The sequence below is a fragment of the Thermobifida fusca YX genome, assembly GCF_000012405.1.
Taxonomy (GTDB): domain Bacteria; phylum Actinomycetota; class Actinomycetes; order Streptosporangiales; family Streptosporangiaceae; genus Thermobifida; species Thermobifida fusca.
The window spans coordinates 613,066-624,560 of the sequence record NC_007333.1 but is presented as its reverse complement, the minus strand read 5'-3'; the positions used below and the strand labels follow the sequence as shown (position 1 = coordinate 624,560).

The 11,495-nt window shown below is 67.5% G+C and carries 9 protein-coding genes and 2 tRNA genes; 5 read left to right on the top strand and 6 right to left on the bottom strand.

Going from position 1 to position 11,495, the window contains the following annotated elements:
- Nucleotides 1-312 precede the first annotated feature (312 nt).
- Both rsrA and TFU_RS02740 read right to left on the bottom strand, forming a co-directional pair.
- Complete coding sequence (gene rsrA, locus TFU_RS02745) at nucleotides 313-597, bottom strand: mycothiol system anti-sigma-R factor (protein WP_011290996.1); 285 nt, start codon at nucleotides 595-597, stop codon at nucleotides 313-315.
- Entirely contained in the window at nucleotides 594-1,223 is a 630-nt protein-coding gene (locus tag TFU_RS02740; protein WP_038043278.1) for a sigma-70 family RNA polymerase sigma factor, read from the bottom strand. The genes rsrA and TFU_RS02740 overlap by 4 nt, the downstream gene beginning before the upstream one ends.
- Nucleotides 1,224-1,669: 446 nt before the next feature.
- Between TFU_RS02740 and TFU_RS02735 the strand changes: the two genes are divergently transcribed.
- Nucleotides 1,670-2,527, top strand: coding sequence for a class I SAM-dependent methyltransferase (locus TFU_RS02735; RefSeq protein WP_016188237.1), 858 nt, complete (start codon nucleotides 1,670-1,672; stop codon nucleotides 2,525-2,527).
- Nucleotides 2,528-2,786: 259 nt separating this feature from the next.
- Here the strand turns inward: TFU_RS02735 and TFU_RS02730 are convergent, their stop codons facing one another.
- Complete coding sequence (locus TFU_RS02730) at nucleotides 2,787-3,644, bottom strand: SOS response-associated peptidase (RefSeq protein WP_011290993.1); 858 nt, start codon at nucleotides 3,642-3,644, stop codon at nucleotides 2,787-2,789.
- Nucleotides 3,645-3,810: 166 nt separating this feature from the next.
- Here TFU_RS02730 and TFU_RS02725 point away from each other — a divergent pair, with 166 nt between their 5' ends.
- The 4 genes from TFU_RS02725 (at nucleotide 3,811) to hisN (ending at nucleotide 7,775) form a co-directional block, all read left to right on the top strand.
- Nucleotides 3,811-4,338, top strand: a complete 528-nt coding sequence (locus tag TFU_RS02725) for a DoxX family protein (protein WP_011290992.1) — start codon at nucleotides 3,811-3,813, stop codon at nucleotides 4,336-4,338.
- 231 nt (nucleotides 4,339-4,569) lie between these two features.
- Entirely contained in the window at nucleotides 4,570-5,844 is a 1,275-nt protein-coding gene (gene aroA, locus TFU_RS02720; RefSeq protein ID WP_011290991.1) for a 3-phosphoshikimate 1-carboxyvinyltransferase, read from the top strand.
- On the top strand, nucleotides 5,841-6,902 hold the full coding sequence (gene rsgA / locus TFU_RS02715) for a ribosome small subunit-dependent GTPase A (protein ID WP_011290990.1): 1,062 nt from the start codon (nucleotides 5,841-5,843) through the stop codon (nucleotides 6,900-6,902). The genes aroA and rsgA overlap by 4 nt, the downstream gene beginning before the upstream one ends.
- Nucleotides 6,903-6,968: 66 nt before the next feature.
- Nucleotides 6,969-7,775 carry a histidinol-phosphatase gene (gene hisN / locus TFU_RS02710; RefSeq protein WP_011290989.1) on the top strand — a complete coding sequence of 269 codons (807 nt, stop codon included), beginning with the start codon at nucleotides 6,969-6,971 and terminating at the stop codon, nucleotides 7,773-7,775.
- 100 nt (nucleotides 7,776-7,875) lie between these two features.
- Here the strand turns inward: hisN and TFU_RS02705 are convergent.
- The 3 genes from TFU_RS02705 to TFU_RS02695 form a co-directional block, all read right to left on the bottom strand.
- Nucleotides 7,876-7,949, bottom strand: a tRNA-Met gene (locus TFU_RS02705).
- 263 nt (nucleotides 7,950-8,212) lie between these two features.
- Nucleotides 8,213-8,286: transfer RNA gene (locus tag TFU_RS02700), tRNA-Met, on the bottom strand.
- A gap of 154 nt (nucleotides 8,287-8,440) precedes the next feature.
- Nucleotides 8,441-11,461 (bottom strand): UPF0182 family membrane protein, encoded by a 3,021-nt coding sequence (locus tag TFU_RS02695; RefSeq protein WP_049754916.1) that lies wholly within the window; start codon nucleotides 11,459-11,461, stop codon nucleotides 8,441-8,443.
- Between the last annotated feature and the right edge of the window lie 34 nt (nucleotides 11,462-11,495).

Below are 11,495 nucleotides of genomic sequence, written 5' to 3'. Positions count from 1 at the left end.
CCAAACTCCCTCCAGTACGCCATCCCGGCACGCCGACTACTCCCAGCACCACCATGGACAATCACTATGAGTAATCAAATGTAACTTTTAGGTCAAAGATCATTGGATCGTTTGCGCCACGCCTCAGCACCCTCAAGCAAAGAGAGAAAACACGCTCCGCAACATCGGACAATATCCCCCAAAATGGTCATCAACGGAGCCATTGCAGAAATCACCACAAAGCAGCCATAAAATAACAAAAGCTGGGGGGTCACACGGAAATTCCGTGTGACCCCCCAGCTTTTCTTCCCGTCACTCCGGAAAGATCAGCGATCATTCAGCCACGGCTTCCCGCCCTCTCATGGCAGCCCGAGCCTGAGCCAACTGCTCCATCAGCCGGGCCCGCAACTGGGCCGGCGCCGGATCGCACCCGCAGCACTTGGCCACGATCTTCTTCACCGCCTCCTCCAGGCCGTACTCGCGCAGGCAGGGGGCGCACTCGTCCAAATGCCGCCGGATCTCAGCGCAATTGGCCTCCTCGAGCTCACCGTCAAGATAGGCGTAGACCTTGTCTAGCACCTCGCTGCACGGAGTGGCGTACGGTTCCTCACCGCTCATCGCTGGTCCTTCCCACCATTCACCGCGCCCACGGACTCCCTCTCCGCAACAGAGAGGAAACCGCGCTCCAACGCGTACTCCTCCAACAAAGAGCGCAGTTGACGTCTGCCACGATGCAGTCGGGACATCACGGTGCCGATTGGAGTGTCCATGATCTCAGCGGCCTCCTTGTAGGCGAAGCCCTCGACATCCACGAGGTAGACCGCGATACGGAAATCCTCCGGCAACTCCTGCAGCGCCCGTTTGACATCGGTGTCCGGGAGGTGCTCTAGTGCCTCGGCCTCAGCAGACTTCAGGCCACTGGAGGTATGGGAGGCCGCCCGGGCAAGCTGCCAGTCCTCAATGTCCTCCGTACCGGCCTGCCGCGGCTCGCGCTGCTTCTTGCGGTAGGAGTTGATGAAGGTGTTGGTGAGGATCCGGTAGAGCCACGCCTTGAGGTTCGTCCCCTCCTTGAACTGGTGGAACGATCCGAAGGCTTTGGTGAACGTCTCCTGGACGAGGTCCTCCGCGTCCGTCGGATTGCGGGTCATCCGCAACGCCGCCGAGTACAACTGGTCCAGGAGCGGCATGGCGTCTCGCTCGAACCGAGCCGCCCGGTCCTCAATGGTCTCCTGACTCTGACTCAACCCCGTCGGCCTCCTTGCACGGTTCTCCCCGGTGGCAACCGCAACCTCACCATATGGCTGGAGCGGTTCGAACCGCACACGTGCCATCCCCGTCGCAGTCACGGACCGCTCCCGGAGCAGGGTTCCCACGGAGGCCGGCATCAACCACTCCCACTGTGTGCCCTACCTCGCTCATGCAGATAGGGACGTTTCCCGATCACATGAATAGGAACAACATCAACGACGGACTGATTCCTGAACAGTTGCGGTCCACCCGAGAGCCCGCAACCGCAACGCAATCTCCAGGAATCTCCCGTTGTGAGCTGCATTGACGGATACATCGTGCGAAAGTGGGGTTAGTCCCCAGACGACGTCCGCCACGGTCCGCTCAGCGGGCCAGCCCGGAAAGCAGGGCGCGGTCGCCTGGGGTCGGGCACCCATGCCCACCGGACAGGAGAGGAGTGTGCGTGCGTCTCACCGGTTCCGCACCCCAGCCTGCGACATCGCCGCTGCCAGCCGACTCCCCGGCAGACCGGAGTATCTCCCGACTCACCGCGAGCCATCTCGTCACGGCTGGCTCTCCATCGGCTTACTGGAGGTTCTACTGGGCGGTCGCCGCCGCCCAGCTCTCCCGCTGGCTGCCCCGAGAACCAGGACGTCTCCTCGACCTTTCCGGCCCCGGGTATCGGGCCACGTCACGTGCGGTCGCTGCCGGGCACGACGTTCTCGTCCTGCTCCCCACGGCAGACTCCACCCCAAAACGGACCCTGTCCCTCGTCAACGGCCATGCCCCGGTCCGTTCCGAGCGCCGTCCCGGACGGCTGAGCCAGGTCGTGGGAGACACCGCTCTCCTGTCCGGCGTGGCCTCCGCGGTCTTCGACGGCGTCATCGCCGACAACCGGATGCTCTCCCACCAGCTCGCCACCGAGGCGTGCCTGGCGGAGATTGCGCGGGTCCTGCGTCCGGGAGGCCGCGTCCTGCTGTGCGTGGACTCGGTCGTGCTCGGCATGTCGGTCCTCGCGGAACAGGACTGCTGGCCCGAACTCAGCTACGCGCCCAACGCCGACGTCCTCCTCGTCCCCTGGCCGGACGGCACCATCACCCGGTGCTTCACCAGTGAACAGCTCCGGGAACTCCTCACCGAGGCCGGACTGGACGTCGAATGGATCAGGCCCCGCACCGTCCTGTCGGCGTCCACCGTGGAGAAAGTGCTCGCCGAGCGTCCCCGGGCCCTGAACCGGCTGGTGGAAATGGAGCTGAAAGCTGCAGAGTCCGGGGAGGACGTCAGCATGCACCTGGTGGCCAGCGCCCGCAAACCCGAGTGAGTGCCGCGCCGTAGCCGGTTCCGGTCTACCGCTGAAAGACCGGAACCGGCCGCGCGTTCCGCCTGAGGCGGCACCCGGATACCGGTTCCGTACCTGGGTGCACCAGTGCCCGGCGCCACTTCTTCAGGCGTGGGCAACCCTACTGGTCCTCTGCACGGGATTCCACCGTTTCCACGCCGCCGAAAGCATTCCGTGGCCACGGTTTCCACAGCTCACCACGGAAGGAAAAATCCTGGTAAAAAGCTCACCAAGACCAGGTTCAGAACAGCGTCTCCGAAGTTCCTTCGGATTCCGCGGACACCGGAACGAGCAGGTGCGGACCGTTGTTCCGCACCGCGTTCACCTCGGTTCCCACCGGGTAGACCGTGAAATCCTCCACCGGTGTGGCGTCAAGCACAGACAGCAAGTCATCCCGGTCTGCCTCCGGGTCTAGCCACGTGGCCCAGTCCTCCTCCCCCACGACCACCGGCATCCGCTCGTGGATGTGGGCGAGCTCCGGTGCAGCCTCGGTCGTGATGATCGCGAAACTCCACAGCCACGCGGCCGGGTCTTCTTCGGGGACGGCCGGGTCCCGCCACCGCTCGAAGATGCCTGCCAGGGCGAGCGGCCGGTCGTCGGCGTAGCGGACCGCGAACGGGCGTTTGCGGGTCTTCGCTTTACGCGACCGGTGCTCCGGGTCGGTCACCGGGGACGTGCCCGGCTGGGCTTCGCCGGAGGTATGCAGCAACTGCCATTCGTAGTAGGCGTCGGCCGGCAGCAGGCAGCGGCGGCGCGCAAACGCGGCGCGGAACGCCGGCCGGTCCGTCACCGTCTCCGCACGGGCGTTGATCATCCGGTAGCCGACGTTGCTGTCCTTCGCCCACGACGGCACCAGCCCCCACCGCAGTGTGACGAGATGACGGGGCCCGGCCGCCCCGGAGACCGGCTCGCCCGGGGCACGGCCGAGTACCGCATAGGCGTGCTTGCCGGGGGCGATGTTGTAGTCGGGGGCGAGCTCCTCCCGCGGCGGCCAACGCCGGGCTTCGTCCGCGCCGGGCGCGTCGACCTCCGACTCAGGCAGGCCGAAAACCCGCCGGATCTCTTCTTTTTTGCGTCCCAACGCGTACCGACCGCACATACTCCCAGCTTAGGGCTGGCCGGTGACATTGGGTCAAAACCCAGGCAATCTCTGTCATGACCCGGCGATTGGATGCGGATGTTCCCGACAGAGGCGGGTAGAGCGGTATCCACCACCCCGGTGGGCATTCCAGGATCCTGTCCTGCCCCTGTCAAGGAGAGACATCGTGGGAATACTACGCACCCAGGCCCGACGCCTCCTCGGCGTCCCGTTCATCATGGACGGAGTCAGCGTCCTGCGCGACCCGACCCCGCGGGCCCAGCAGCTCGCGCCGCTCATCCGCAACCTGGCCCTGCGCTACCCGAGCGTGCCGAACGCCCCGGAGGCCCTGGCCCGTCTCCACGGCATCATCGGCGTACTCGGCGGCGCGCTCCTGTGCTTCGGCCGCGCGCCCCGCACCGCCTGCGCGCTGCTGGCAGTGCAGTCGGTGCCGACCGTGCTCACCGAGCTGCGGACCTTCCGCGAAGGGCGCCCCGACGACCTCGGCGGGCACCGGGCTGCCACGGCTAAAGACCTCAGCCTGCTGGGGGCGCTCGTCCTGTCGGCCACCGAACCGAAACGGAAACGGTGTTCCCGCAAGCACCGCCAGCAGACCACCGGAATGGTCCAGCACCTCCGCGCCATGCCTCAGCGCCCGCGCGGCCGCAGACAGGCCAGTCCGCTTCCCGTGCCGATCCCGCGTCCGCGGCGCTGACCCTCGGCTGTGCCGCACGGGGCGCCTCCCGCTGCTGGCCGGACGGGACCTGACTGCCCGGCCAGCAGGGGCCTGGCCAGGACCCGTCCGGTGAGGAGCTGTGGGACGGGCAGCCAACGCCCCTCGCCGGCGGCATGCCGCTCGCGGCCCCGCGGGCACGGCAACGTTCCGTATCCGCAGCGTGACGTCCGCGTTTCCCCGGCACACCGTATTCCTGGATACCCTTCAAGCATGGCTGAAACCGCGTCGCACTGGCCTGCCCCGACCGTGTCCCGTCCTGTGGACGCCACGGTCAGCCTGCCCGGCTCCAAATCGATGACCAACCGCGCGCTGATCCTGGCCGCGCTGTCGGAGACTCCCAGCGTGGTGCGCGCCCCCCTGTACAGCCGCGACACCACGTTGATGGTGGGCGCGCTGCGGGCGCTCGGTATCGGCGTGCACGAAGCAGACGGGGACTGGGAGGTGACTCCGACACCGCCGCAGGGCCCCGCAGCCATCGACGTGGGCAACGCCGGGACAGTGATGCGGTTCGTGCCGCCGCTGGCCGCCATGGCCCGTGGCGAGGTGTCCTTCGACGGCGACCCGCGCGCCCGGGAGCGGCCCGTCGGTCCCCTCCTCGCCGCGCTGCGCACCCTGGGCGCGGAGATCGACGACGGGGGTCGCGGCGCCCTTCCCATGGTGATCCGCGGCCGAGGTGAACTCCCCGGCGGTACGGTCACCCTGGACGCTTCCGGCTCGTCCCAGTTCGTCTCCGCCCTCCTGCTCAGCGGAGCCCGGTTCAGCAAGGGCGTGGAGGTGCGGCACGTGGGGCCCCCGGTTCCTTCCCAGCCCCACCTGAACATGACCGTGCAGATGCTGCGCGACGCCGGGGTGGAAGTGGACACGGACACCCCCGACGTGTGGCGGGTCGCGCCGGGACCGATCCGGGTCACCGAGATCACGGTCGAACCCGACCTGTCCAACGCTGCCCCTTTCCTGGCTGCCGCCCTGGTCACCGGTGGGCGGGTCACGGTCCGCGGCTGGCCGCGGCACACCACCCAGCCGGGGGACGCATTGCGCACCCTGTTCGCCGAGATGGGCGGCCGTGTCGAGTTCACCGACGAAGGGCTGACCCTGCACGGCACCGGGGAAATCCGTGGACTCACCGCTGACCTGCGCGACGTCGGAGAGCTCACCCCGACCATCGCGGCCGTGGCCGCACTCGCGTCCACCCCGTCCCGTCTCACCGGTATCGCGCACCTCCGCAGGCACGAAACCGACCGGATCGCAGCGTTGGTCCGCGAGATCAACCGCCTAGGCGGGGACGCAGAAGAGCTTCCCGACGGGCTGGTCATCCGCCCGCGCCCCCTGCACGGCGGTGTCTTCCACTCCTACGACGACCACCGGATGGCCACTTCCGGGGCGGTCATCGGACTCGTGGTGCCTGGAGTGGAGGTGGAAAACATCGCTACGACAGGCAAGACCCTTCCGGACTTTCCCCGTCTGTGGAGCGAGGTTCTCTCTTGAGAGACGGCCGCTATCTCGACATCGACGAGGACGACGTCCGGGTACGCGCCCGCGGAGGCTCCCGGCCGCGTACCCGGAAACGCCCCAAGCACGAGAACGCGCGACTGGGATTCGTGACCGCGGTGAACCGCGGCCGCTACCAGTGCCTGGTCGGCGACCTCTCCGTGGTGGCGATGAAGGCCCGCGAACTCGGTCGGGGCAGCATTGTCGTCGGCGACATCGTCGCCCTGGTCGGTGACCTTTCCGGACGGCCGGGCACCCTGGCCCGGATCGTCCGGGTAGAGAAGCGCTCCTCTGTCCTGCGCCGGACCGCTGACGATACGGACCCGGTGGAGCGGGTCATTGTCGCCAACGCGGACCAGATGGTCATCGTGACAGCCCTGGCCGACCCGGACCCGCAGCCGCGGTTCATCGACCGCTGCCTGGTGGCGGCCTATGAGGCCGGGCTGGATCCGCTGCTGTGCCTCACCAAGTCCGATCTGGCTTCCCCCGATGCCCTGCTGGACATTTATGCTCCCCTCGGGCTGCGCTGGGTGGTGACCCGCCGGGACGGCGACCTCTCTGCGCTGCGCGAACAGCTCATGGGGCGGATCAGCGTGCTCGTCGGCCCCTCAGGGGTGGGGAAGTCGACTCTGGTGAACCTGCTCGTGCCGGAGGCGCGTCGCGCGGTCGGCGACGTCAACGTGGTCACGGGTCGGGGACGGCACACGTCGACGTCGGCGGTGGCGCTCCCCATCGGCGCTCCGGCGAGCGCCGAAAGCGTGGAGCGACTGCACGCGGCGCGGGAAGGCCGCATCGACCGCAGTGAACTGGACTACGGCTGGATCATCGACACGCCGGGGGTGCGCAGCTTCGGGCTGGCACACGTCACCCCGGACGACCTGCTCGCGGCCTTCCCCGACCTGGACGACGCCGTGGCTGACTGCCCGGACCACTGCTCCCATCTGGGCGACGGCTGCGCCCTCGATGAATGGCTGGCTCGGGGAGAGCTCAACCCGGCCCGGGTCACCTCGTTCCGCCGCCTGCTCGCCAGCCGCGAAGGCGAGCTTGAACGCTGAGTTCCCGCCGCGCCACGCGGAGCGAACATAGCCTCCACTCAGGAAAGAACGGTAGCGTTACCGGCCATGGCGGCCTTTGATGATGACCTGCGTCTCGCGCATGTGCTCGCTGACGCGGCAGACGACATCTCCCTGCGGCTTTTCCGCTCCCTCGACCTCAAGGTCGACACTAAGCCTGACCTGACGCCGGTCACCGAAGCCGACCGTGCGGTGGAGGAGACGGTGCGCTCCATCCTCTCCCGGGCCCGGCCCCGGGACGCCGTTGTCGGGGAGGAGTACGGCACGAGCGGGAACAGCGCCCGTCGCTGGGTGGTGGACCCGATTGACGGCACCAAGAACTATGTGCGGGGCGTGCCCGTGTGGGCCACGCTGATTGCGCTGCTGGAAGGCGACCAGCCCGTGGTGGGTGTGGTGTCGGCGCCCGCGCTGAACCGCCGCTGGTGGGCGTCGAAGGGCGGTGGCGCGTGGAGCGGCCGCAGCCTCGCCAAGGCCACGCGCTGCCGGGTATCTGCCGTGTCCCGTTTGGAGGACGCTTCCCTGTCCTTCTCTTCGCTGACCGGTTGGGAAGAGCAGGGGCGCCTCGACTATTTCCTGGACCTGACCCGCTCCGTGTGGCGGACGCGCGCCTACGGCGACTTCTGGTCCCACGTGATGGTCGCGGAAGGCGCCGTGGACTTGTCGATGGAACCGGAGCTGTCGCTGTGGGACGCGGCCCCGCTGCCGCTCATCCTGGAGGAGGCGGGCGGTCGGGCCACGAGCCTGAACGGCGGCCCGTTCACCGACGGAGGAGCGCTGGTGTGCAGCAACGGGCTGCTGCACGATGCCGTGCTCACCCAGCTCAACGGCGGCCCCATTCCGCTGCGCCGGACGTGAGCCCGCAGCCGCAGCAGGGTTCAGACAGCGGCGGCACTGGTGAGGGGCCCCAGAAACGCGTGAGGCCAACTGTGTTTCCACAGTTGGCCTCATGGCGTAGTAGCGGGGACAGGATTTGAACCTGCGACCTCTGGGTTATGAGCCCAGCGAGCTACCGAACTGCTCCACCCCGCGTCGGTCTGTTCTTAACCCTAGACACGGTTGCTAGGGAAAGCAAATCAGAATCCCGGTGTCATCGGTCTGCGACGACCGCGCGCCGGGGCCTTGGGTTCCGGCTGCGGCATCCCCTGCCGTGCTGACCCCTTCCGGCTGGGGGACGTGCGACCGGTGTGGCCCGGGCCCACTGCCGTGTCCTGCCCACGGACCCGGTAGGTGGACCCGGAAACGCCGTGGTCCCCACACTCGGTGGGGACCACGGCTATGCCTAGCGCATCTAGTAGCGGGGGCAGGATTTGAACCTGCGACCTCTGGGTTATGAGCCCAGCGAGCTACCGAACTGCTCCACCCCGCGTCGCTGTCGCTTTACAGGCTAGCGTGATCTCCCAGCAGCGCCAAATCGGCGCCGTGCCGTCTGTGTCACACCGCTTTCTGCTGTCGTTGATGACAACAGCCGGGGTGCCGCACGTATTCCCGCGGCACCCCGGCTTCAGCAGCGCGGCAGCCGGCTACTCGTCCTTCTCCTCGTTGCTTCCGGATGCGGCCTTCGCGCGGTCGAGGGCCTCCTTCAACCGCTCGTTGGCCTCGCCGTAGGCGGCGAAGTCGCCTTCCCGCAGCGCTGCCTGACCCTCTTCGTACGCTTCCGCGGCGTCCTCCAGCGCCTGGGCGAGGTCGCTGCTCGCCTGCGGCTGCTCCTCTTCCTCCCGGGCCTCTCCGTCTGTGGTGGGCTCCTCCAAGGGGGCCTCGTCCCCGTCGAAGAGGTTGTTCAGCGCCTCCTGGAGGTTGCTGCCGATAGCGACCTGGTCGCCGAAGCCGACCAGGACCTGCTGCAGCAGCGGATAGGAGGCGTCGCTGCCCCCGGCCTGCACGTAGAGCGGTTCCACATAGAGCAGACCGCCAGCGAAAGGCAAGGTGAGCAGGTTGCCGTAGGTGACCTGGGCCGAGCTCTGCTCCAAGGGGAGCAGCACTTCACGCACCTCAGCCGAGGACTGGAAGGTGTTCTGGATCTGCCCCGGCCCTTGGACCGCGGTGCTCCGCGGCAGCTCCAGGATGCGCATCTGGCCGTAGTCCTCCGACGACGCGTCGCTGTTCACGGCCATGAACGCCGCCAGGTTCTCCCGGCCCCGGGGCACGAAGGTCGACGTCAGCGAGTACGTCGGCGTGTCGTCGCCCGGGAAGCGGATGGTCTGGCGGTAGGGCGGCTCCGGGTTGTTGCCCGCCTGCGGCTTCGGGTCGTTGGGCACGGTCCAGAAGTCCTGGCCGCCGTAGAAGGCGTCGGCGTTGGTGATGTGGTAGCGCTCCAGGATCTCCCGCTGCACCTTGTACAGGTCGTCCGGGTAGCGCAGGTGGGACAGCAGCGTGTCGCTGATCTCGTCCTTGCTGGTGACCACTCCAGGGAACGCCTTGGACCAGGTCTGCAGGACCGGGTCTTCCTCGTCCCAGCCGTACAGGGTCACGGTCCCGTCGTAGGCGTCCACGGTGGCCTTGACCGAGTTGCGGATGTAGTTCACCCGGTTGCCCGGCAGCGCGTTGACCGCCGTGGTGCTCTCGGTGAAGGTGTCCGTCGTGGCTTGGGCCAGGTCGATCGGCGTGGAGTAGGGGTACCGGTCCGAAGTGGTGTAGGCGTCGACGATCCACACGATCCGGCCGTCCACCACCGCCGGGTACGCCTTGCCGTCCACGGTGAGGAAAGGAGCGACCTTCTCCACCCGCTCAGCAGGGTCGCGGACGTAGATGATCTGCGACTCGTTGCTGATCGCGTTGTTGAGGAGGATGTTGATCTCCTGGTACTTGAGCGCGTACATGAGCTTGTCGAAGAAGCTCTTGAGCTGCACGCCGCCTTTACCGTCGTAGTAGTTGTTGGCCTGGCCGCTGCCCTGGCCGGACTGCTCCTCCTCAGTGCCCTGGGCGTCCTCCCCGCCGTCCTGGCCTTCCTGGTCCTGCTGCTCTTGCGCGGAGCCTTCCTCGCGGCTGTCGGCAGGTGCTGGAGCTTCGTCCGCCTCCGGCGACGGGGAAGGGGTCGGAACGACCGCGTCTTCGGTGGTGGGAACCTCCGGCGTGTCGGGGTCCACCGGGTAGTCGTACTCGGCTTCGGCGTTGACGATCACGTACTCGGCGCCTTCGCGGCCGAAGTAGATGCGCGGCTCGTAGCCCTCCCCCACCTGGGACAGTTCACCGGTCGGCGGAATGTTGTACTCCAGGAACACTGGACGCCCCTCGGAGTCCACCTGGTTGCCCGCGGCGGCGACCATGCCGAAACCGTGGGTGTAGACCAGGTGGCGGGTCAGCCACCGGTCCTCCTGGCTGGGGGGACCGTCGAGTTCCCGGGCTGCCACGATCGTGTCCACCGTCTCGCCGTCCGAGGTGGTGTACCGGTCGACCTCCAGGACCTGGGGGAACTGGTAGAAGCCGCGGACCTGCTGGAGCTGCTGGAAAGTCTGCGAGACCACGGCCGGGTCCACCAGGCGCACGCTGGGAATGGTCTCGGCCTCCGCTGCCAGCTCCGCGGTGGTCAGCTCGGTCTGCGCGTCGTAGTCGATCACCTCGGCGCCGTCGATACCGTACGCGGCCCGGGTGGCCTCGATGTTGCGCTGGATGTAGGGCCGTTCCAGCCGCTGCTCGTTGGGGGAGACGGTGACCTGCTGGACGATCGCCGGGTAGACCCCGCCGATGAGGATCGCCGAGAGCACCATCAATCCCAGGCTGACCAGCGGCACCCTGGCGTTCTTGAAGTAGATGTTGGCGAAGAACAGCACCGCGCACACCAGCGCGATGAAGAACAGGATGATCTTGGCGTACAGGACCGCGTTGACGTCGGTGTAGGACGCGCCGAAGGTGTAGCCGCGGTTAGAGAAGACCAGCCCGTACTGCTCCAGCCAGTAGTCGGCAGCCCGCAGCAGCAGGAAGACGCCCAGCAGGACGGACAGGTGCACGCGCGCTGCCGGGGTGACGCGCTGCCCTTGGGCTTGCAGCCGCACCCCGCCGTACAGGTAGTGCACCACCACACCCGCGATGAACGCGATGACCACGGCCGTGTACAGGTAGCCGATGATCACCTGGAGGAACGGGTACGTGAAGGTGTAGAACGAGATGTCCAGCCCGAACTGGGCGTCTTGGGCTCCGAACTTCGTGGCGTTGGCGAACTGCAGGAAAGTCTGCCACTCCGCGGTCGCAGAGGCCCCGGTGAGCAGTGCAAGCCCGCCGACAAGCCCCCAGAAGAAGACTTTGCGGTGAGGGTCGATAGAGGACCGGTAGCGGTCAAGCCCTTGCTGTTCCAGGCTGAACGGCCGGTAGGCGGGTCTGGTCCGGTAAGCGAAGTAGACGCTGAGGCCGACGGCGAGGGCCATCAGCAGCGCTCCCCCGGCAAAAAGCAGTGCCCGGGTGCGCAGCTCCGTCCAGAAGACCGTGGTGTAGCCGACCGAACCGAACCACCGGTACTCGGTCCAGAAATTCGCGGCGAACATGATGCCCGCGATGATGACGACCACGGCTGCGCCGACCGGCGCGAGCAACCGGGACCGTCGGGGCATGCGCGCAGTGGGCGCGCCTGGCGATCGGAAGCTC

Excerpts from the sequence above, each read along its gene's own strand:
- rsrA (WP_011290996.1), bottom strand. The coding sequence starts at position 597 with ATGAGCGGTGAGGAACCGTACGCCACTCCGTGCAGCGAGGTGCTAGAC.
- TFU_RS02695 (WP_049754916.1), bottom strand. The coding sequence starts at position 11,461 with ATGCCCCGACGGTCCCGGTTGCTCGCGCCGGTCGGCGCAGCCGTGGTC.
- aroA (WP_011290991.1), top strand. The coding sequence starts at position 4,570 with ATGGCTGAAACCGCGTCGCACTGGCCTGCCCCGACCGTGTCCCGTCCT.
- hisN (WP_011290989.1), top strand. The coding sequence starts at position 6,969 with ATGGCGGCCTTTGATGATGACCTGCGTCTCGCGCATGTGCTCGCTGAC.
- TFU_RS02730 (WP_011290993.1), bottom strand. The coding sequence starts at position 3,644 with ATGTGCGGTCGGTACGCGTTGGGACGCAAAAAAGAAGAGATCCGGCGG.